General features: G+C 57.0%; 14 protein-coding genes. 3 read left to right on the top strand and 11 right to left on the bottom strand.

From position 1 onward, the window contains the following. Window positions 1–234: 234 nt before the first annotated feature. From B2M20_RS12730 to B2M20_RS12705, 6 genes are all read right to left on the bottom strand, one after another. Window positions 235–1,755: a GNAT family N-acetyltransferase gene (locus B2M20_RS12730; protein WP_079447424.1), complete on the bottom strand. Its 1,521-nt coding sequence runs from the start codon at window positions 1,753–1,755 to the stop codon at window positions 235–237. Between the two features lie 56 nt (window positions 1,756–1,811). Continuing rightward, entirely contained in the window at window positions 1,812–3,155 is a 1,344-nt protein-coding gene (locus B2M20_RS12725) for an HlyD family type I secretion periplasmic adaptor subunit (RefSeq protein WP_079447423.1), read from the bottom strand. 37 nt (window positions 3,156–3,192) lie between these two features. Next, on the bottom strand, window positions 3,193–5,178 hold the full coding sequence (locus B2M20_RS12720; RefSeq protein WP_079447422.1) for a type I secretion system permease/ATPase: 1,986 nt from the start codon (window positions 5,176–5,178) through the stop codon (window positions 3,193–3,195). A 43-nt stretch (window positions 5,179–5,221) separates the two neighbouring features. Next, entirely contained in the window at window positions 5,222–7,132 is a 1,911-nt protein-coding gene (locus B2M20_RS12715) for an autotransporter outer membrane beta-barrel domain-containing protein (protein ID WP_079447421.1), read from the bottom strand. A 135-nt stretch (window positions 7,133–7,267) separates the two neighbouring features. Further along, window positions 7,268–8,176 carry a hypothetical protein gene (locus B2M20_RS12710; protein ID WP_079447420.1) on the bottom strand — a complete coding sequence of 303 codons (909 nt, stop codon included), beginning with the start codon at window positions 8,174–8,176 and terminating at the stop codon, window positions 7,268–7,270. 273 nt (window positions 8,177–8,449) lie between these two features. Further along, window positions 8,450–9,019 carry a hypothetical protein gene (locus tag B2M20_RS12705; RefSeq protein WP_079447427.1) on the bottom strand — a complete coding sequence of 190 codons (570 nt, stop codon included), beginning with the start codon at window positions 9,017–9,019 and terminating at the stop codon, window positions 8,450–8,452. Between the two features lie 178 nt (window positions 9,020–9,197). Between B2M20_RS12705 and B2M20_RS12700 the strand changes: the two genes are divergently transcribed. From B2M20_RS12700 to B2M20_RS12690, 3 genes are all read left to right on the top strand, one after another. Continuing rightward, window positions 9,198–9,722, top strand: coding sequence for a hypothetical protein (locus B2M20_RS12700; protein WP_079447419.1), 525 nt, complete (start codon window positions 9,198–9,200; stop codon window positions 9,720–9,722). A gap of 227 nt (window positions 9,723–9,949) precedes the next feature. Continuing rightward, window positions 9,950–10,981: a response regulator transcription factor gene (locus tag B2M20_RS12695; RefSeq protein ID WP_079447418.1), complete on the top strand. Its 1,032-nt coding sequence runs from the start codon at window positions 9,950–9,952 to the stop codon at window positions 10,979–10,981. Between the two features lie 461 nt (window positions 10,982–11,442). Continuing rightward, window positions 11,443–12,258: a 4'-phosphopantetheinyl transferase family protein gene (locus B2M20_RS12690; protein WP_139372908.1), complete on the top strand. Its 816-nt coding sequence runs from the start codon at window positions 11,443–11,445 to the stop codon at window positions 12,256–12,258. 154 nt (window positions 12,259–12,412) lie between these two features. Here the strand turns inward: B2M20_RS12690 and B2M20_RS12685 are convergent, their stop codons facing one another. The 5 genes from B2M20_RS12685 to B2M20_RS12665 all read right to left on the bottom strand — a co-directional run. Continuing rightward, on the bottom strand, window positions 12,413–13,717 hold the full coding sequence (locus B2M20_RS12685) for a lysine N(6)-hydroxylase/L-ornithine N(5)-oxygenase family protein (RefSeq protein ID WP_079447416.1): 1,305 nt from the start codon (window positions 13,715–13,717) through the stop codon (window positions 12,413–12,415). A gap of 22 nt (window positions 13,718–13,739) precedes the next feature. After that, window positions 13,740–14,801 carry a GNAT family N-acetyltransferase gene (locus tag B2M20_RS12680; RefSeq protein ID WP_079447415.1) on the bottom strand — a complete coding sequence of 354 codons (1,062 nt, stop codon included), beginning with the start codon at window positions 14,799–14,801 and terminating at the stop codon, window positions 13,740–13,742. Window positions 14,802–15,003: 202 nt separating this feature from the next. Next, window positions 15,004–16,704 carry a cyclic peptide export ABC transporter gene (locus B2M20_RS12675; protein WP_079447414.1) on the bottom strand — a complete coding sequence of 567 codons (1,701 nt, stop codon included), beginning with the start codon at window positions 16,702–16,704 and terminating at the stop codon, window positions 15,004–15,006. Between the two features lie 125 nt (window positions 16,705–16,829). Beyond that, window positions 16,830–17,831: an alpha/beta hydrolase gene (locus B2M20_RS12670; protein ID WP_079447426.1), complete on the bottom strand. Its 1,002-nt coding sequence runs from the start codon at window positions 17,829–17,831 to the stop codon at window positions 16,830–16,832. 8 nt (window positions 17,832–17,839) lie between these two features. After that, a partial coding sequence (locus B2M20_RS12665) for a non-ribosomal peptide synthetase (protein WP_139372907.1) occupies window positions 17,840–22,094 on the bottom strand: 4,255 nt, incomplete at its 5' end.

Here is a 22,094-nt window from a genome sequence, read left to right as displayed (position 1 = left end):
TCGGCTTCCACACCGATCCGGCAAGAGGACCATAGGCCCTCTTCCCGCACGGCAAGGCGCGAGACGGTATCCGGGTTATGCATTCGGACCCGTCTCGCGGAAGTCGCCCAGGCACAGCACGTGCACTGTTTATGATCTTGCTTATGATTTCTGTTGAGCGTGTGTGAACGCACGTGATGGATGGTTCGCGCAGTAGCGCCCATCGGCACACAGGTGGATATCATTCACCATGAGTCAGTGAACTCTGAACGACGCATCACCCTCACCGCCTGCAACACCGACTCCGTAACTGGTCATGAGTGCTTTGCGCGCGTCTTCAATACGTCCAGCCTTGAACAAGACGTTCGCCAGCTTGCTGAAAATATCCGGTACGCCCGGTTGTAGCCGAATCACCTCACGATACGCATTGGCGGCGTCGAGGTATTGACCCATGGCTTCGCAGGATTGCCCAAGCAAAAGCCACGGCTTGTAGGTATCAGTTCTCATCCGGGTGAGAAGCTTGAACACACGTTTTGCCGCTACGTGATCGCTCTTGCCTGCAAGAAGCTGACCGTAACGGTGGAGCGTGTTTTCGTTTCGCGGATCGGTCTCTAGAATCTGACGATATGCGCGTGCCGCTTGATCGATCTTGCCTTCTTGATGAAGATCTGTCGCTTTCTTCAATGCGTCCGGGAGGGTCCGCACATCAAGTCTCCCGCCCAGATTGGAGCCGCTTCGCGTCGCGACAACGTAGCAATAAAGCCGTTGCTCCTTGACGCCGAATGAGTATTTGTAACGTTCGTTTCCACGAAGAAAATCGTAACGCTTCATTCCACGGGAAATGGCATAGCGAATGCTATGGCCATGCAGGATAAGCCCGGGCTGCGGACCCGCAAAACTCTCGTCTCGTCCTGTTATGTAAAACAGAAGCGATTTTTTTTGCTCATCCAGCAGGATCGCGAGAGCGGCAAGGGGACGATCGCCAAGCCAAAGCGTAGGCAGCAAGAGTAACCCGCGTTCAAAGCTGCGCGAAAGCATGCCACGATGCCCACGGACAAGACTATCCGTAAGCTTGCCTTTTCTGGGGCGCCATTTGGTTTCCCAAAAACGAAGAAGCGTATTCAGGTCGGCCGCCACCGTTTCCTTGGTCGCGTGAGTAATGCGATATTCGCTATTGGTATCGACCGCACGCAACAGGCGGCGCAACTTCTGCCGCGTGTTGGAGCTGATGGTTTCAAGATACGCGTCCCAGTCTTCCGGCAGGTCCACATATGGACAAATCGAGTTGTCGACCTGATCGGTCTTGTTGACGCGATCCGTCTGGCTGATTGTGAACTTTGATTGAGAGAAGCAGGAAACGAGTTTGCTGAACCGAACATCCGAACCGCAGAAATTATCGAGAACAAGATCGGCCCAGTTCATACGCTTGATTTGCTGCGCAAACGCAACAATCGCATCGGCCTCGGACTCGGGAATCGAAATAAGCCCAGTGTAGTCTGCGGCGTGGCTACCAGCCATTCTAAGATCGTTGAACAGACGCCCTGTGCCGTCGATTCTCGTATCAAGCCGAAGCGGAAAAAAAGCTACATAGCGAGAGGCTGATCCAGATTCCTTGGCCGCAAGGACAACCCATGGCGTATTGAGATTTTCCAGCCATGGAAAAAGCCAGTTCCAGGACAGGTAAAGGGTCGCATGAGGATCGGCATCATAGACCTCATCCCAGTTTTCTCTTAACTGGCTGAAAGCATCCATGTCCTCAATGACGTCGATATACATGTCAACCCTCTTTGCGTCCTCGTACTGTTCGCTTCCGGCGCTACTTTGCGCCCCTCCTATCGCTCGCGGAACGCCCGTGACATGCTGTCATCGATGGGCTTCATAATGTACTGGAAGAATGTTCGTTCGGTCGTCTTGACGAAAACTTCCGCCGGCATGCCTGGCGTCGGATGAAAACCGTGAATCGCAGCAACTTCGGCCATATTGAGCCGCACCCGAATCACATAGATATCGGTCGGCCCGGTCTGGAGTGATTTTTTCTCATCGGCGACGGTATCGGCGGAGAGATAGATAACCTGTCCGGAAACCATCGGCGTGACCCGCTGGCTGAGCGCTGTCAGCCGAACCATCGCATCCTGACCATGCTTGACCGAGTCGATATCCTGCGGTCTCACTCTGGCTTCGATGATCAATGGCTCGTTGAGCGGCAACAGCTCCATGATGGGTTTGCCGGGCTCCACCACACCGCCGCGCGTATGAAAGCGCAACTTGACGACGACGCCCTTGACCGGCGCGCGGATCGTGGTCCGATCTAAAACGCCCTTTGCGCTCTGCATCCGTTCGCGGACGTCAACCAGTTCACCGCGCACCTCGTGCATCTGCTCGACGGCAGTCTTAATGACGGTCTTCCTTACGCCGTTGATTTGCTCCACCGAGCGGGATATCCGTTCCTTGGCGTCTCCGATCTCACCCATAATGCGGCCGACCTCGCCTTCGAGATTGGCCTGATTGCGTTGCAAAAGAAGAACGTCAGGCTTGCGCACGAGCCCGGCTGCCAAGAGATGTTCCTTGGTCTTTATATCCTCTTCGACGAGGGCGATCTGCCGCCGCACGCCGTCGAGTTGAACCTTGGATCCCGCGATACGCTCGTTCAGAGCCTTGATGCTGTCCTCAATTCCGGCAACGTCGCTGTTGGTATTGTTGCGCTGAGCAGTGAAGGCGAGAATCTGGGAATTGACGATGCTGCGTATTTGCGGATCCGTTGAATCGGCCGCCAACTCAGGCGGAAAGTGAACTTCCGATTCCTCGCGGACCTGTGCCTGCAAGCGCGCATCAACGGCCGTGAGCCGCGCGTTGCGAAGAAAAAGTCGTTGCATTTCGGATTTTGCCGAGGTCCGGTCCAGTTCAACAAGGATCTGGCCGGGTTCCACGATATCACCTTCGCGAACCTTGATCTCGTCGATCATGCCGCCTTCAAGATGCTGAACGATCTTATTCTGGCCAGTAGCCACGAACACGCCAGACGCCACGACAGCACCCGCGATCGGTGCCGTATTGCCCCAGACACCGAATCCCATGACAGTCGCTGCCATGACCGCCATTCCTGCTATGGTGAGGCCACGTGTCGAACGCGGTAGATCGATGTGCCACGGTTGATCGTTTACCGTTGTCATGCTCATGACCGCTTCTCCAGGCTCATGTCTGTGCGCCCCATGATCATGATGCGTCGAGCATTGGCGCGGCCGAAGCGCTCTTTTTGCGGCCCGTCACCATCGGAATCACCTCATCACGCGCTCCGAACGCCTGCACGGAGCCGTTCGCCAAAATCATGATTTTGTCGACGCTCTGTAGCAGTGCCGGCCGCTGCGTGATGGTAACCACCGTCATCCGCTTCTCCTTGGCGCGCATCAGCGCTTTTGCCAACGCGCGTTCGCCGCTCGCATCCAGGTTTGCGTTTGGCTCGTCCAGTACAATCAACCGAGGATTGCCATAGAACGCGCGCGCAAGGCCGATCCGCTGCCGCTGCCCGCCCGACAACGGACTGCCATCCATGCCGATCACGGTTTCGTAGCCTTGGGCCATCTCCGAAATCATTTCATGAACGTCCGCCGTTTCAGCCGCATCGAAGATATCTTCATCGACCGCGTCGGAGCGCATTCGCGCGATATTCGCCTTGATCGACGCCGGAAACAGTTGAACCTCCTGCGGCAGATAACCGACGCTCTCGCCGAACTGGCGCGGATCCCAATTGCGCAGGTCCATCATATCGAGGCGGACATTTCCGGCGGTCGGAATAATCGAGCCGACCAACATTCGCGCCAGCATGGTCTTTCCGGTTCCAGAAGGCCCTACGATCGCTAGAGACTCGCCTGGTTCGAGCTGAAAGCTGATGCCGTTGAGAATGACCTTCTTGTTTGGCGGGGGAACGTAGAGGATACGCTCGACACTGAGACGGCCCTCCGGGCGCGGCAACCGCAAGCGATCGAGGTTGAGTGGTGAACTCTGGAGCAAACTCTTGATGCGAGTGTAGGCCGAGCGAGCTTGTATAAATTGACGCCATCCTTCGATCGTACCTTCCAATGGCGCCAGAGCGCGGCTGGCGACGATCGATGCAGCGATAATCATACCTCCGGTCAGCTCGCTTTCGAGCGCGAGATAGGCGCCCCAGCCAAGTATGGCGATCTGAGTACCTAAACGCAGGAACTTTGAAACGCCGGTCATGATGATGTTGAGATCATGGCCGGCAACCTGCGCCTTGAGCGATTCAACGGTTTCCTTTCCCCAAACCTCGACACCTTCCGGAATCATGCCCATTGCATTGATAACCTGGGCGTTGCGCGCCATCGCTTCGGCCTGCAGATTTGCACGGGTCCCAAACGCATTTGCGCGCGTAAAAGGTACCGCGGTGACACGCTGGTTGATGAGCGCGACCCCGACCAGCGCAGCGCTCGAGGCGAGCACGATCAACCCAAGTTGCGGACTAATCAGAAAGACGACGGCGAGGTAAGCGGGCGTCACCGGCGCATCGAAGATCGTCAGCAGAACCGAGCCCGTGATAAAATGGCGTAAGTGCTGCAAGTCCGCGAGGGTTTGAAATTCCCGGCTTGAGCCGCTTTGCGCCGCCTTCGCCGCGGCGCTCAGGACCGGGCCGCCCAACCGCGCTTCGGTTTCGACGGCAATCCTCATCAGGATAAAACGGCGAATCATATCCATCAGGACATGAGCACCGATCGCCAGAATAACGATCGATGACAGCATGATCAGCGTGTCGACGCTTCGGCTGGTCAGCACGCGGTCCGACATATTGAAAAGATAAATGGGAATCGAAAGAACAAGAAGGTTCACGACAAGCGAGAAGATTCCCACCGTGATAAGGTTGCGTCGTGCGGCGGCCAGCCCCTTACCGAGAACATCGCGGAATTCGGCGCTTCCTGAGCGCTTTTGCATTTGTGGATTGCCGCCACCGCCGCCGCCGTTGACAACTCCCTTGCCGTTATCATTTCCACCGCCGCTCGCTGGCGCCAAAGGCGGCTCCGCTGCCTTGCGATCCGGAACGACAGACGTCGGCGCTGTCTCCATTTGTACATCAAGCGCTTCTGGAGACTTAACGGGAGATTCGAGGTCTGACCGAAGCTCAGGTTCGGTTTGCTCGTCTAAGCTGGCGGGCGGATTGGCCGTGACTCGGTTGTCACCCAGACTCATTTGCCGCTCTCCTCAACCGACAGTTACGATACTTGGTCTACGATTAGTGGAGGACGTTGGCCATAGGATCATCGTGCGGAATCGGCGCAGGCGTGTGCTGTTGTTGATCTGGGTTAATTGTCGTTTCGTCCGACCCGATGAAGGCGATCACCTCGGGAACAAGGGCTTGAGGATCCGTTTGAGTTACGTGATCCGAATTTTCCGCTACGAGATTCGCCTGGATCAAAATGGAATCGCCGTAGACTTGTCCGCCGACATGGATGTTAGTGTTTCCAACGTCGACAATCACGGCGTCGTTACTGAGCACGTTGCCGCCCGTTGCGACATTTTGGGTGGCCATGCTGTCGCCGTAGTAACCGGCCGTGACGGGCGATGGTGATCCCTGGAGTTGAATCGCCAAGTTCGCGTCTGAGACGATGTTTGTCTGCCAGATCGCGTTCACGTCATAGTAGTCGCCTGTGATGTAAAGGATATTGAGCGTGCCGCCGTTGCCGGCGATCAATTGTGCGAACGAAGGGTCGAGCTCGGTCATGCCACCCGAGATATTGTGGATGAGATCATCCAGACCTGAATTCCACGCGAGAGCTTTGCTGCCGCCGTAGCTCTCGATCGTTGCGTTGTTGGTGAGTTCATTACCGCCCGTAGAAACCGTCTGGTTCGGATCGACTCCGTCGCCAGTGATCTTGACCGTATCGTTATTGTAGAGAATGTTGTTCTGGTAGATCACGTTCATGCCGTGATAGCTGCCGCCGACGATGACCAAGTCGTAATGGAAGTCTCCATCGTTGATCAGCACAAAGTTGCCGAGCTCATTCTGGCCTGCATGAACCTCATAATGTGTGCTTGAGCTGTTCTGCATCGTGACGTCGTTGTCAGACAAATAATTAGTCTGAACCAACGCCCGAATATTATAGTAATCGCCCTGCACGACATCGACGGACCAGTTCGAACTGGCATAGCTGGGCATGGATTCATAAACGCCAGGATGCTCGATAAAGTCGGCGATGTTGGTAGCCTGATTGCCGCCGGTCGCGACATTGGCTCCGGAGCCACTGACCGTCACATGGTCGTTGTCCATGTATGAATTGGTCTGGATGATCGCGTTGGTCTTGAAGTAGTCGCCCGCCACGACCATGGTTCGCGCCGAGTCGGTCAGATCAACGATATAGGCGCCGTTGGTAGCCGTATTTCCACCGTCGATCGCCCATTGGCCCAAACCCTTGCCGAGGTCAGGCGCCGGAGCAGGATCGGAAGCGGGAACCTCTGGCGGCCTGGCCTGTAGCTCACCGTTTACATAATAGCCCGCCTGGACTGAGTGCGGATCGGCCGCGCCGCCGCGATCGGCCCAAGCCTGATCGTGCGCCGCGACGAAAGCCGGAAGGTCGGCCGTATTCTTTGCCGCATGCCAATCGGCGGGAATGGCATCGTCTGCTCCGGCGACCATCTGGGAGATTGCATGGTCCGCCCCTGCTCTCAGAGCAAACAGAAGGTTCGCATCATGCGTTCCGATCAACGAATCGTTGTCATGCATAAAGTTGATCTGGTGCGTCTGAATTTGGCTCTGTGCGCCGTCCTCCTGATAAACAACCTTGACGATATTGACTCCGCCGCCAGCGGCACCGCTCGCACCCACATTCATTGGTGGCACAAAGTTGGGCGAGTGCATTGGACCGAATTTCTCCGGACCAATGTCTGGCGTGGGATGAGTAGGCAAATGCGGCGCGTAACCCCCTCCTCCCCCGAGTGGCAGGGGATACTGCATGGGAGTAGGCTGGGTATACATCTCATCGTCAATCGGCGTGAACTCAAAATGAGGCCGATGAGTCGTATAATCTTCGGTATGGGGCCGATACGCGCCCTCGTCCGGCGGCTCGCGGAAGCGAGCGATGTCTTCGAAAATTTTTAGATAGCCTGCGAAATGCCAGATGATCTCGGTTATACCGCCGGGCACCATGGGAGCCTCCTGCTTTTAGGCACGCAAAACGTCCCCATTCCGCGAGCGCCCATTGCAGTCTCAGAATTTTGGAGCAGTATTGATTAGCCGGTAAAAAAACCTGCGCGGCGATTGCCGCGCAGGTCGAAAGGCTAATTAGCCAACGTCACCGGTGTGGCTATCGAAGTCATGACCAGCGGTAATCGTCTGGCTGTTGAACTGGATGTTTGCACCCATTGTGATGGTCTGGTTGAAGGCCGACTGATCCACGATGGTATCGGCGCTGACACCGGTGCTGCCGTGATCGAGGGCACCCACCGCACCAGCGGTTATCTGAGCGCCATGGACATTAGCTTCCATGTTGAACGAAGCACCGTCGGACGGATCGCACCAGTCATATCCGCCACCGTCGGCGCCGTTGAAGTTCACCTGCGGATTGCTGAGGTGATCGTTATCCACCAGGTTGTTGACCTGGTCGATGTTGAACATGTTTCCGCCGCCGTTCAACGTCTGGTTGACGACATCGGGCATGATCAGCGAATCTTCAATGCCATGGATCCCGCTGAGGTCGATGACCGGATGGGAGAGGCTGCTGGCATCCAGGTCCAGGTCAACCTTGACATCGACGTCAACCTTGGTCTCGACGTTGTTCTCGACGTTGTTCTCGATCTTGTTGTCGAGGCTGTTGTCGACGCTGTTGTCGAGCTTGTTGTCGACGCCGTTGTCGAGCTTGTTGTCGACGTTATTGTCGAGCTTGTTGTCGTTCGAGTTTTCGTTCTTGTTGTCGTTGCCGTTCCAGTTGCCGTTGCCGTTCTCGTTGCCGTTGCCGTTCAGATTGAGGTTTCCGCTCTCTGAATACAGCCCCTGAACAGCAGCCTGGTTGGCATACTGGGACTGACCTTGGTCCTGACCCTGACCCTGACCCTGACCCTGACCCTGAAGATTGGCCTGGCCCTGCAGCTGACCCTGGAGCTGGCCCTGCAGATTGCCCTGCGCCTGACCCTGGCTCTGCGTCGGGTCGTTGTCGTCGTTCTTGTGGTCGTCGTGATTGTTACGGCGGGACATATCAAACTCCTATCGGAGGAGCATCGTCGCAACTAAAGCGCGCCAATCTTCTACGTCAGCGGCCTTGTCGAAAAGCGATGCCAATTGTTACGCCGGTTCTGCCGGCGGCGAGATCAGCGCGGATGCCGATTTCGCACGACGAAGCTCGCTCAATGGCCTTCCAACGGCTAGTTAGCCTTACGGAGATTTCCAATCGCCTTGAGGAGAGGGTGCGATAAGTCAAAAGGAGTAGCCGCCTACGGCTTTCAGATCATCGTGCGCGCCGTGATTGACTTAAGACCGGCCGCCGCTCCGCAAATGGGCTTCAAGCCGCGGCATGAAATCCCAGATTTCCCGGTTTATTCGGGCCATTTCCCGCACCGCGTCCGACATCTCACGAATGCGGGCCTCATCCATCGGCTTGATTTCACCGAAACGAAGCGCGCTGCTGGTCTGGACCAGCCGCATAGATTGCGTATGCAGTATCTCGCCGGTGGTATTGTCTACCGTATACATGCAGTGATTGAGCTCGTTACGGATGTGCGTGCCGTCGTTGAAGCGGTCGATCAGGCGATCGAGTTCCTTGCTAAGCGCTTTGTCTCTAATCCTGATTCGCGCCAGCCGCTGGATGAGATCGAGCCTTGCCCGAGTGGTATTCAGTGTCGCAAACACGATAGCAGCCGTAGCCTGATCAGCTTTCAGAAGCAGCATGAGAACATAGATAAACAGGCTTTCGTTGTTGGACCAGTTGAAGACCAGGCCTCCAATCAGAGACAGGATGGTGGTCCGGCGATCCGCGGATTCCGGCGCTGCCGCCTCAAGCGCGGCGAAATCGGGTTTCTGAGGAAGGTGGTTGGCGGTCATTTCGGCCATCGCACTTAAAGCAGGCTCTTCGCCCGCGACGTCAAATGGCGCCGAGGACGTTAATCAACGACGGCGGTAAAGCGATAAGCGCTCTGTCCTGCGGGGCCATCGTCTCGTAGGATGGGAAGGAAGACAAGCCTCCACCGCTCGGAAGGGTCGGGAGAATCGGGAGACCAGAATGCTGCGCTGGGCGGTTGCTATGGCGGCGGTCAGGAGAGGACGTCGGGCAGCAGTGACGACGATCGGTCCGCTGGTTGAACGAAGTCGCGCTGCTCTGAACGGGATTCCCGATATCGTGTGGCGCGATCCTTATCTCGTCGGATTCATGCTGACGCTCATTACCATCGTCGCCCGAATCGGATGTCGTGACTTGCAGGACGACGACCTGAGCCTCGTTCAATCGCAAGCCTGGGGAGCGATCACGGGCATGGACGCCGATATGATCGGAGAAGACGCGTTGACGCTGAGCAATACACATCCACGGGAATTCCAGCATGGAAGCTACAGCGCGATGATGGTGGCCACACGTCTATGCGGCCCAGCCGTCGCTTCGATCGGCTATGAACCGTGGCAGGTCACGGACATTCCGTTGGAGATGGATGCTTCTGATGGCCGCAACATCAGCACGTCATTGAGCCCTGCCACGGGCAACTGGGCCGACGCTTTCGACGCCTACATTGCCGGGCTTCCCTTGGCAAAATGACCCTGAAAGTGTCGTGAGGAACCAGACTTGTCACGGTCTCGTAATGAGAATGCTATGGTCCGACCGATAAAATTGAATTAGAGTTGGCGAGGTTCAGATAGGGACACTCTGAATTAGGGTTTGAAATTATTGCAATAAAAGGAGGCTGGAGGCGGAAAGGTTTCGACGGGTTTGGGGTGGACCGACCTGTCCGTTACAGCGTTCAAGACTGATTGGTAGGAGTACCTATGAGCGCAAATGAAAGTCGTTGTTTTGAAAGCATTTATTCTTCCAGTCATTTCGCTCCGAAGGATAAGATAGTTCACAAGTTATCCGACCCGGCTCGAACAGCTTATCCACGTCCTCGTTTCGATCTTCGACCGCAGTTGAATGTCGGCAGCGCCTCCTGCGGGGCCTCGCCTCCAATGGGCCGACACATGCAGGCGCACCTGCAAAACGCGATTACAGTTAAGATTACAGTTAATATGGATCGGCCTTGGCAGGCTCGTCCAAAAGCTCTCGCAGCCGGAGCCTCCCCGGTTCCTACAGCGCACGCTGCGGCCCGCGATCACGAGGGCAAGAGCGCACAAGTCGTCAACGGAACGAAAGATTCATTCGATACCAAGACGAAGCGTGCCCGGAACGCAATTATCATTATTGATGATAGAGCATTTGTTCGCGATTGCTTGTTGCATTGTTTGCAAGCCAAATTTGTCAGTCACGCGGTTTTTTCGTTCGCAACTTTGTCAGACTGGATGAAGGTAGAGGATGATCTTCCCGCCCCCTCTGTCATCCTCCTCTGCAATCAGAGCGGTCAAAAAAAGTCGTTAAATGATGCCGACGACGTCGAGAGCCTCGCGCGCGTCGCCATGGACGCGCCATTGATCATCGTGTCCGATGTCGAGGACGGCTCACGGATCAAGCGCGCGATCGAGAGCGGTGCGCGCGGCTATATTCCAACGAGCATGACCCTTGGTATCGCAGTGGAAGCGGTGCGGCTGGTGGAAGCGGGTGGCACATTCGTGCCGATCAGCGCGATGTCGTCTTTTCAGGGTCAGGATGAAAGCCAGCTTTTCACCGCGCGCCAGATCATGGTGATCGAGGCATTGCGCCGTGGCAGGGCGAACAAGCAGATCGCATACGAGCTTGGAATGTGCGAAAGCACCGTGAAGGTCCATATCCGGCATATCATGCGCAAGCTGAAGGCTCGGAACCGGACAGAGGTCGCGATGATGGTGAGCAACTTGTTTGACAAGTTGGAACACGATCGACCTGATTGATCGGATGATTCAAGCTCCTTGGTTTGATATCCGATAGATTACCTTGAAACTCTATCTATGTTTGCCGGCGTGCGGTATTCGCGGAACAGCCTCGAGTCCCGCAACGCGGCAGACTATTTGTTTTTGGATAAGTGACAAACCGTACAAATCTTCGAACAAACCGTTGCAAATTGACGGCGCGCTTTTCATAGCAATGCAGAGTGAAAGTAGGGGGAAATCCCGATCTTCATTGAAGTCGTGGACACGGGCGTCCCTAAGCGCTTCGCCCCCGGCTGCGGGGCATTGGCTCTATGCATAAAAACATATCTCAAAGACGCGATCTATGCGCGGCCATGGCGCTCATGATCGGTTACAACTGCGCACCGTTTCGCACCGACCTTGCTGTCGCATCAGGCGGCGGCTAATTCACGTTCCGATCAAAGCCTCGCTGGCCAACCGACAATCAAAAATGAGCAGAGACGGTGAAGGAAGCGACGATCCCCTTTGCAAGTTCAATCTCAATAGGGCTTGCGGGAAAAACACTTGCCTGGTCGATCGCTGTCAAATGCGAAGCCTCGCGCAATCCGCTCTGCGTTCGTTCCTTGCCCGGTCCCTGCCTTCGAGAGCTTACCGCGCTTCGTAATGCCAGTGAGATCGTTCTTTGGATGGGAGCAACGGATCACGCTCGAGGCGCCTTCGCTGATCGTGGGACACCCAGCATCGACCATGCCAAGTCGATTCTCGACGACGAGGAATCCGGTCACCTGACGCGTTTTATTCACGCCGAGGATCGGATGAGCTATCTCGCTGCGCATGCTGGCACACGGCTTCTGCTCAGTGCCATTGCGGAACGCGAAGCCGACAAGTTGCGATTCGGGCGATCTGAGCTTGGTAAACCAGTACTCGTGAATGCTCCCGCCCATCTTGATTTCAGTATGAGCCACGCGAGAGGCGCCGTAGCTGTTGCAGCGGCATATATGCCGGTCGGGGTAGACATTGAGCCACTGCGAGACATTCGAGATATGAACGAGATGAGTGAGATCGTCCTCGCGTCGGAAGAACGGCAGATATTGGCGAAAACTCCGGATGCACTTCAGTCTCGCCTTTTTCTACGCTACTGGACGATCAAAGAGTCAGTTCTCAAAGCTGCAGGGGTTGGCTTTACCATTTCGCCTAACACGTTAATCGTCGACGCGGGTTCATCTCCTACCGTGCTCTCCGCGCCGGCTGCACTTGGGCCCACTGAGGAGTGGCGCGTGATCGCTCCGCTTAACACGCCCCTCAATGAGACACCCTGACGCGTTCTCACCCGGCCGTCAGGTCCCCGCCCTTCCGGCTCGTTTCAAGAGCGAGCAACAGCATCGCCGGAAGAGATAATCGTGTTCCCTGCCGCAGAGGAAAGAATACGTGGTTCCTGCGCTGCCTTTGCTTGGCGCCTGATGAACAAGGAGCTTAAGCGGAAGCGACGAGCTCACGCTGGGAGACTGTGGAAAGCAACGACTCAGCGATCTCTTGCGAACGCGTGGCAAGAACCGAAAGCAAGGTATCGCTGAGGCCATGGGAAGCTTCAGCGTATCCCTGAAGATGAATTTGCGGCCGGAATGCGGGGCTGGTGACGAACTTGTAGTGACGATCCAGCACGTCGTCTCGAACGTAGCGGCGGATCGATCCGAGAAATGCGTGGGGCGTTTCCCTGTCGTATCCGGTTGCCAGGATGACTGCATCGTAGGTCGAGCGATGGCTTCCGCCTTCGAATTTGTCGACTAGACCGATTTCGATTCCCGCGGAATCTGCATCTATATTCACGATCTCGCTACGCGGATGCAAGGCGACCTTGATATCGCCGCTGACGCGCTGCTGGTAGAGCAACCGATATAGCTGATCGAGCAGATCGGAATCAACGACCGCATAGTTTGTGTTCCGGAAATTACGAACGATCGCCTCTCGTCTCTCGCAAGGCTGCCCGTAGATGAAATCGGTAAAACTCGGATTAAAGATTTCATTGACAAACGGACTGCTGTCGGAGGGCTTCAAGGCGTGACCACGGAAGATCAAATCGATGCGGGCGTGCGGAAATCGGCTATGAAGGTCGAGCGTAACCTCGGTCGCGCTCTGTCCTCCGCCAACAACGGCCACCCTCGTTGCTCGACCACTCAGGCCGACATGCTCGATCCGATCGAGGTAACGGCTGGAATGAATCAACCTGGGATCATCAGCGACCTTGGCAAACACCTCCGGGATATACGGCTTGCCTCCAACCGCGACCACGAGGTTCTTTGTGAGGCGGATCGTCTCTCCGCCGGCGAGCGTCCGTGAATAAACCCGCAGGGATGTCACCGTTTGACCGGCTGTCACGGGTTCGACTGCGACTATCGTTTCTCCATAAGCAGTCTGAGACTTGAACCTGGCGGCCACCCATCTGAGATATTCGTTAAACTCCAATCGGCTTGGATAGAACGTCCGGCAGTTGATGAAATCCAGCAGACGGCCCGTCTTGTGCAGATAGTTCACAAAGGTAAAGGGACTGGTCGGATCGCGTAACGAAACAAGATCCTTGAGAAACGAGATCTGCATGTCGCTGCCCGGCAACAACATTCCGCCATGCCAGGTGAAATGCGGTTGCCTTTCCACAAACATAGGCGTGAACTTCAGGCGTGACCGCCTCGCGCACTCGTCCAGAGCAATCGCAAGCGCAAGATTGGACGGTCCGAATCCGACGCCGATGACGTCATGTTCGATTGCAAATTGATGGGACATGAGCCGCACTCCCGCTCGTAGCTTAGGAACTGACTACCGGACTGTCGGACGCCGGAAGCCAGAGCCGGTCGCCAAAGAAGCGCTCGCGCAGCAACATAACCAATGTCGCGCGCTTATGGGGAAAATCGAAATTCTTGATCTTCGCAAATCCCGATCGTTCGAGATTTCGGATTTGCTGAGAATGCGCGGCTGCCGGCTCACCTACGATACGCTGCGTGCGGCAATCGTCGAGAAACATGTAGTGCAGCAGCGAGGGCAGCCACGCGCTGATATAGCGGCGTCCGCGAAAAGCATCATTGCCGACGACGACATGCCAGCCGCGGTCATAGTCGTCGGCGTCATAGAACGGCGCGATACGATTTTCCTTGGCCCAGTAAATTTCGAAATAGCCGAACGGCTCATCGCCGAAGCAGCCAATAACAGGTAGCATGTGTGGATCGGCCAGCTTGTCCGTCAGATAACAACGGTGCTTCTCTAGATCACCAGCCTCGTTCCAGAACGCATCAACCCGCGGATCATTCATCCAGCGGTGCAACAAGTGAAGATCGTTGTCGATGTCAGCGACCTGAAACGAGATAGCCTGCGAAAGCCATGGAATGAAACGGCTGTATACCTTTCCGGTTGGCTTTGGAGCGCGGTGCGGATGCCATTTTCCGTCCGTCATGACATGGAGCTGAGGCAGTGGCGGTCGCTCGGGGTCAACAAGCCAGTTGTCTCGCCTCTGCATCACCATCTCAGGAACCAGAACGAGTCGATCCTTCGCGATGATCGCAACACCATTGGTGATCAGGTCTCGCGCCATCGAATCCTGACCCGCAACATCCAACACTAGTCGATCAAGACTGGGTCGCCACGCAAAAAGCGCCTCGGCAGAGGCCGACATTGCTCGCGTCGTGAGCTTTTGATCGTCCGACGCATATAACACATGGAGATGATCGACTTCTCGTTCGAGCCGCAACTCCAGCACAGTCACGTCGTCAGAAATGACACGAAGACGATCATCTGCCTGCAAAACAGTTAGCGCAGAATTCTGGCCGACCAGGAACGTGCAAGGTCCGCCTCCGGATTGTGAAGCCTTGTTCATCCGGCCCCTCGCATCTTATCATTGCTACCGCGATGTAAATCACTCCCGTATCAGATGACAAGGAATGCTATCGTACCTCAATTAGATTCCCTACAAAGTCCGACACCTTGTTTCAAATCGGGATTGAGCGCCGCCAATCCGCCCAGAACACGCACACTTATTGACTTATGATTGTCTTGTGTACGTCGCAAATCTGAATGTTCTAAAGCGATGCGTTGGTTGGAACTGAGGGAGCCTTGATCGTGTCGTGAAGCTTCTCCTCGCTCGCGACGATTTTTCCCTCTCGCAACCGCACGAGATGATCCGCCATTCCAAAATAGCGATCATCATGTGAGATAACGATGATAGTCTTTCCAATACGCTTCAGGTCCGGCAGGAGCTCGGTGTAAAAGATATGCCGGAAGGTCGGATCCTGATCCGCGGCCCACTCATCAAATACCAGGACGGGCCGTTCTTCGAGCCACGCGTTCATCAGAGCCAGTCGCTTGCGTTGCCCGGTCGATAAATCAGTTGTCGTAAAGGCGCCATTCTCAACCGAAACTTTGTGCGCGACTTCCAGTCGTTCCAGGTATCGCTCCGCGATATCAGGAACCACGTTGTCGCCCTGTATGAGGTCCTCAAACAGGTAATAGTCAGAGAAAATGGTCGTAAAGAGTTGACGATAATCGTCTCGCGTCTCGGTCGACACGGTCACGCCGTCACGAAGCACCATGCCGCCGTGCGGGGCGTAGAGCCCAAGAAGCAGCTTTATGAGCGTCGTTTTTCCGCTTCCGTTTTCGCCCACGATGAAAACGATATCCCCCCGTCTGATATGCAGATCAACCGGGCCAAGAACAAAGGGAGTTCTGCCCGGCACACCACGAAAGGCATACGTTACTTTCCGAAGATCGATTGATTCAATCGCGTCCGTCCGTTGCCCGACGGGACGGGCAGTCAGCAGATCGTGTTCAGGCGTCGAGAACTGCTCCGAAAGCTCGGCGATACGGCGTATCGCAACCTGAGCCCGGCTGAGCGCCGGCAGAATACCGATGACCTGATCAATGGGGCCACGCATGTAGAGCAGCACCAAAACAAAGCCGCTGGACACCGCGGCAGGGCTATCGGGCCAGAGGAAGGGACGCAGCGTCAGCGCCACGCCGATCACGACAAAAAACAGCATCGTGCCCAGCGATCGCGCGGTCACGAAAAGATTTATCGATTTGATCTGCACCCTGCAGATCATGTCAACGGTACGCTGAATCTGATCGGCATAGACGCGCTGACGGCGGATGCGGTTCAACCGCAATTCCTTTGCCCCTTCAGCTATTGCGCGATAGTGCTTGTGAAGCTGATCTTCGGCGTCGCGGGCGACACCGAACCCATGAACACCTCGCGTCCTTGCGTACCCATGCGCCAGAGAGCCGAGGATAATGACAGCTCCCGTAATCAGAAAAAGAGGCCAGGATAATGCGGCCAGGTAAACCATGCAGCCCAGCGTAATCACGAGCGACACGAAGAAGGACGAAAAGAAGAAAGCAAAATCGCTGATCGTATCGACGTCGTGCGTCAGTACCGGGATCAGCCGGTGCGTCCGGTAAATCTCGATCTGGTCGATCGGAGCGGCTAAAATTTTTGCGGCAAGCGAGCTGCGAAGGCCAGCAATGATCCGCTGCCCAACGTAATTTGCGCTGATGTCTGCGCCGATAGAACCCACCAGGATCAAGAGACACAGAGCCGTAAACGCGATGACAAGCGTTGCAACATCGGCTTGTGTTGCATAGAGCCCCTGATTGACGACCGCGAGCAATCCCGCAACGCTTCCGCCACCCACAAGGCCGAGGACGACGCCCCCAAGTACAATCGGCCAGTAGGGACGCAGCAGGTACAGGATTTGTGCCGTCAGGCCGTTTCGTAGATGCTTCATGAGTTTCGCGCGCTGGAGTAAAGCTTTAGCGAACCGGTATGATGCGAATACATGATGGCACGACCATCCTTTCAGAGCTTACTTCGCAGCAGTTTCTACGGATTCTAAATTGTGAACGATGCTCGTCATTCGCGCAGCATTTCCACATCAGGCCGCTCATTCGCTGCAATACGAAAAGCAGAGGCCAGCGCCTGCCCGATCTCTGCTCGCGCCTGAAGAGCATCCGCCACGACGTTTCCCATGCGGAGAAATTCATGAATCATTCCCCGATATATCCGGAGATCGACGGGAACACCGGCGGCGCTGAGCTTTGCCGCGTAATGGCGTCCCTCGTCTACCAGGGGATCAAATTCGGCAAGCAAGAGAAACGCCGGAGCCAGCCCTGCGAAATCGGGTGCGGCAAGCGGCGCAAAACGCCAATCCTCGCGGTCACTATCGTTACACAGGTACTGTCGAAAAAACCAATCGACAGTGCTGCGTTCCAGCAGGTAGCCGGAACCATACCTCTCGTACGATTCAGACGTTTGCCGGGGACTTAACCCCGGATAGGCAAGAACCTGCAGCACCGGCCGCGGCAGGCTCCTATTTTTTTTTGCTTCAATGGCGAGCGCTGCGGCAAGCGTTCCGCCGGCGCTGTCGCCACCGACGGCCACGCGGCCCGGATCCAGTCCAGCCGCTGGACCCTCGCGACCGATCCAGGCCAGCGCATCAACGGCATCCTCGAAGGCGGTTGGAAACTTGTGCTCGGGGGCAAGTCGATAATCGATCGACAGCACTGTCGCGCCGCTGTCTTCTGCAAGACCGCGGCACAGCGGCTGATGCGAATCGAGGCTTCCGACGACGAAGCCGCCACCATGCATATAGAGAAGGACAGGAAGCGGACTGCGGCTGTTCGGCTCCTCCTGTGCATAGAGCCGCGCGCCGATCATCGCGCCGTCACGCATCGGCAGCGAAAGATGACGCTCGCAAGCCAGCGCCGGCGGATCGACATCGAGCAGCGGCGAGGATGCGTCGAAATCGGCCCGCGCCTGCACGGCCGTCAGTTGCGGAAATGGAGTGCGCGCGCCACTTTCGGTGCCTGCCTGTACCATCTCGAGCAGCGCCTCGATGTCCGGATGAAGATTCATGACAGCGCTCATTCGGCTGGTTCGGGGATTGGATCCGGTAACGCGGTTGATGCCGCCTGGGGCGCTAGCAGCATACAAAGTTCGTCCAGCAGGCGCTCATTCTTAAGGATAGCAAAATGGTCATCTCCGGCGACTCCACGATCGGCGGCGTTGGGCAGTTGTGTTTTCAGCCGATCGCGCTGTGTCAACCGGCTCGATGTCCACCAGCACAGTGGCGTAGCCGTGAGGCGGCGAGGAGGCAAAGCATTGTGCGTCAGAGTTTTCAGGCAGCGCCCAACAGAGAATGCGCTCGCGAGGTCGTCTTCACCGAGCAACAGCTCGCCGCCCGATAGTCCGCTGGACTCTGCCATAATCTGTGCGACCAGATCTCTGATGTTCTCGGAGGTTTCCGGCCGGCTCGCGTTTTTGGCTATTTCGATACGCTTGTTGATGTGAGAGACCGCTGTTCGCGGAAGCACGGCCGACAGTAGTCCTGCGAGTTCATCAGCCCAGTGAACAGCCGCTTCCCCGCTCAATTCAGCTTGCTGACGCACCACGAAACTATCGACCAAAGCAAGATAATCGACCTGCTCACCGGAGCGTTCCAGCTCAGCGGCAACGAGGGCGGCGACAAGGCCACCGAGCGACCATCCGATCAGACTGTACGGACCATGCGGCTGTACCTGCCTGATCTCCGTCGCATAGTCTGCGGCCATAGCGTCAAGCGAACGCTCGCGCCACGCCCTGTCGACCAGCATTCTGGACTGCAGTCCGATCACCTGTCGGCGCCCCTCCAGACGGCGCGCCAGCGCCCCATAATCGAAGACGGTGCCGAACCCGCCATGCACGCAGAACACGGGCTGAACACCGCGAACCGCGGCGTTCAACGGCAGCAGCGCCGATGGCGCCGACACGGATGCCGAAACCGCGGAGCTGCTATCGGCAAGCAGCGCGCGGATCGTCGGCTTCTGCAGCAGATCACGTAGTTTGACCTCGATGCCGAACGTCTTGTCTTGACGGAGTCGAGCCACGATCTTGAGGCAAAGGATCGAATTTCCGCCGAGTTCGAAGAAGTTATCGGTCACGCCGACATGCGGCACCTTGAGGACGTCGGCCCACAGGCGCGCCATCGCGGTTTCGACAGGCCCATGCGGAGCGACGAAGCTTCGCGCTGTCGTATCGGGCGCCGGCAGCGCGCGCCGGTCGACCTTGCCGCTCGACAACACGGGTAGCCGCTCAAGCACAATGATCCGCGCGGGCACCATGTAGGTCGGCAAGACCTGCTTCAGGAACTCGGTCAATCTTCCGGCCAGCGCATCGGCGGCATCTCCGGATGCATCCCTTACCGTCCTCGGCGCAACATAGGCGACGAGCTGATTGCCTTTCACGCGCGGCAGCGCCACCACTGCCGCCTGCTTCACCTCCTTATGGCGAAGCAGCGTGGTCTGGATTTCTCCAAGCTCGATCCGGAAGCCGTTGATCTTGACCTGGTCGTCGCTGCGGCCGAGATATTCGATGGTGCCGTCTTCGCGCCATCGCGCGAGATCTCCCGTGCGGTACAACCGGGCACCGGGCAACGCGGAAAATGGATCGGGTACAAATCGCTCGGCGGTCATGCCGGTCTTGCCGTGATAACCGCGCGCCAGTCCAAAGCCGCCCAGATAAAGCTCTCCGGCGACCCCTGCGGGGATGATGTTGAGCGAGCTGTCGAGAATGTAGGCGTGGCGATCACCCACCGGCACACCGATCGGCGCATAAGGCGTTTCGCATTCGCCAGCGCCATCGACTTTCCAGACCAGCGGCGTGACGACAGTCTCCGTCGGCCCGTAACCGTTGATCAGTATCTTCGGCTTCAAAATGCGCCTGACTTTATCGAAGCCCTCCTTCGGCATTGCCTCGCCGCCGAAGGAGTAGAGCTTGACCGGCGGCGGGTTGCCTGTTTGCTCGACCGCTTCTGCGACCTGCTGCAAATAGGCCGGCGGCAATCCGAGATGGCTGACGTGATGCGCATGCAGGTTTTCGACCGTCTGTTCCGGCGTCCACAGTTCAGCGTCGCGCATCACCAGCCGCGCGCCATGGGACAGCACCGTCAGCCAGCGTTCATGGGCGCCGTCGAAGGCCAGAGACAGGAAATGCAACTCGCACGAGTTCTCATCGATCTCATACAGATTGCCAGTGACGTGGCAATGCATGGCGAGTGGTCCATGGGCGACGGCGACGCCCTTCGGTACCCCCGTCGATCCTGAGGTGTAGATCAGGTAAGCGAGATTCTCGGCATGCAACTCCGGTTGCGGCTCATGATCCGGTCCCGAATCGAAATCAAACAGGGGAAGGGAAATTCTTTCCATCTCATCCGGACCGCCTTCAACATCGAGTTGTCCCGTCAGCAGGAACGAGACCCCGGCATCGCACATGACGAATGAGCGCCGCTCAGGTGGAAGCTCCGGATCGAGCGGAACATAGGCTCCGCCTGCTTTCAGGACAGCGAGCAGCGCGATCATTGTGGTCTCGGTCCTTTCGACCACGACCCCGACGCGCTGCTCGGGCCTTAGCCCGCGGGCGATCAGGTGGTGCGCAAGGCGATTAGCCTTTGCGTCGAGCACGCCGAATAAGAGCACTGCGCCGCCGATAATCAGCGCCGTTCGCTCCGGATGTTGCTTCGCATAACGATGAATCGCCTCATGCACGGGTGGCAGCATAGAGCCAGCCGTCGCGTGGAAATTGCAACTTTCGGCAAGGGCTGCATCGATAGCGGTAACCGGATTGATGCTGGCAAGCATTTTCGACGCATCCAGCGTCAACGCGCCAAGTAGATGCTCGAACTGCACTCTGATCTGATCCGCCTGCATCGCCGTAAAGTGGCTCGGCATATAGGTGTATTCAATCTGAAGTGTGTCCTCGACGAGCACCGACAGGTCCATCGGATAGTTCGTCACGTCGACGTTATTCAGACCACTGAACTTCAGCGAGCCGTCCCCTTGACGCATACTGCGCTCGATTGGATAATTCTCGAATACGATAATGCTATCGAACATCGTCTGACCGGAGCGTCCGGCCCAGCCCTGGATGTCGTAAAGCGGCGTATGCTCGTAGTTGCGGATATCCGAATTACGATCCTGGATCGCGCGCAGCCATTCTCCAATCTTGCTGGCGAACGAAGGCGTTTCGATCACGGGCAGCGTATTGATAAAGAGCCCGAGCATCTGCTGCGATCCATCAAGGCTGGCTGGCCGGCCGGAAACGGTAACGCCGAACGTTACGGTCCGCTGGCCGGTGTAACGTTGCAGCAGCAGCGCCCATACGGCCTGAACGATGGTGTTGAGCGTGATCCGCTCACGGCGAGCGAATGCCTTGAGCTTCGCGGTCGCGGCCTCTTCGAGCCGCGTATAGCAGCGCGCATGCCCGGATGCCGGATGGCGGCGCGTGCCGAAGGCATCGGCGAGTTGCGTCGGCTCATCGAACGCCTTGAGCTGTTCGCGCCAGAATCTTTCCGCTGCGCTGGCATCTTGCGCTAGCAGCCAGGCGATATAGTCGCGGTAGCGCGCCGGCTTCGCTGCGGACGCCGCGCCGTAATAGCATTGCAGTACGTCGCTAATGAACCGGGCCGAACTCCAGCCATCCATCAGAATGTGATGATAGGTCCAGATCAGCCGATAGCGATGGTCATCAAGGCGCAACAGCCGCACGCGCTGCAGTGGCGGCGCGGAAAGGTCAAACTCGGCGGTGCGTTCATCGGCAAGCGCCGCTGCGATCTGCTCCTCGCTGATCGCCTGACCGCGCCAGTCTTCCTGTTCAAATGGGGCAATGGCGTCGTGATAGACGACCTGAAGGGGCGAGCCTGACAGCTCGCGCCACAGGAAACCGGTTCGAAGTATCTGATGGCGTGCGGTCACCTCATGCCATGCATGGCCCAAACGGCCGGCGTCGAGGCCGCTAACCTCGACGCTGATCTGATTGACGTAGACGCCGCTGCCGGCATCGCGCAGACTGTGAAACAACATGCCCTGCTGCATCGGGGACAGCGGGTAGACGTCTTCGATGCGGCTCAGGTCCAGACCGAGCCGTTCGAGCTGTTCGTCCGATAGCTCCACGAGCACATCGTGTTTCGGTTCGAATCGATCGTCGGCTGCATCGGCATCGCGAGACAATGCCACCAGCGCCTCGATCGTCTGATGGCGGAAGACGTCGCGCGGCTCGATCAGCAGACCTGCCTGGCGGGCGCGGCCGACCAGTTGCAGCGAGATGATGGAGTCTCCGCCAAGCTCGAAGAAGTTGTCGGTGACG

The sequence above is a fragment of the Nitrobacter vulgaris genome (genome assembly GCF_002028545.1).
In the GTDB taxonomy this organism is placed as follows: domain Bacteria; phylum Pseudomonadota; class Alphaproteobacteria; order Rhizobiales; family Xanthobacteraceae; genus Nitrobacter; species Nitrobacter vulgaris.
This window is presented reverse-complemented; position numbering and strand designations above follow the sequence as displayed.

Excerpts from the sequence above, each read along its gene's own strand:
- B2M20_RS12685 (WP_079447416.1), bottom strand. The coding sequence starts at position 13,717 with ATGTCCCATCAATTTGCAATCGAACATGACGTCATCGGCGTCGGATTC.
- B2M20_RS12730 (WP_079447424.1), bottom strand. The coding sequence starts at position 1,755 with ATGTATATCGACGTCATTGAGGACATGGATGCTTTCAGCCAGTTAAGA.
- B2M20_RS12695 (WP_079447418.1), top strand. The coding sequence starts at position 9,950 with ATGAGCGCAAATGAAAGTCGTTGTTTTGAAAGCATTTATTCTTCCAGT.
- B2M20_RS12680 (WP_079447415.1), bottom strand. The coding sequence starts at position 14,801 with ATGAACAAGGCTTCACAATCCGGAGGCGGACCTTGCACGTTCCTGGTC.
- B2M20_RS12670 (WP_079447426.1), bottom strand. The coding sequence starts at position 17,831 with ATGAATCTTCATCCGGACATCGAGGCGCTGCTCGAGATGGTACAGGCA.
- B2M20_RS12715 (WP_079447421.1), bottom strand. The coding sequence starts at position 7,132 with ATGGTGCCCGGCGGTATAACCGAGATCATCTGGCATTTCGCAGGCTAT.
- B2M20_RS12700 (WP_079447419.1), top strand. The coding sequence starts at position 9,198 with ATGCTGCGCTGGGCGGTTGCTATGGCGGCGGTCAGGAGAGGACGTCGG.
- B2M20_RS12710 (WP_079447420.1), bottom strand. The coding sequence starts at position 8,176 with ATGTCCCGCCGTAACAATCACGACGACCACAAGAACGACGACAACGAC.
- B2M20_RS12725 (WP_079447423.1), bottom strand. The coding sequence starts at position 3,155 with ATGAGCATGACAACGGTAAACGATCAACCGTGGCACATCGATCTACCG.
- B2M20_RS12675 (WP_079447414.1), bottom strand. The coding sequence starts at position 16,704 with ATGAAGCATCTACGAAACGGCCTGACGGCACAAATCCTGTACCTGCTG.
- B2M20_RS12705 (WP_079447427.1), bottom strand. The coding sequence starts at position 9,019 with ATGACCGCCAACCACCTTCCTCAGAAACCCGATTTCGCCGCGCTTGAG.
- B2M20_RS12720 (WP_079447422.1), bottom strand. The coding sequence starts at position 5,178 with ATGAGTCTGGGTGACAACCGAGTCACGGCCAATCCGCCCGCCAGCTTA.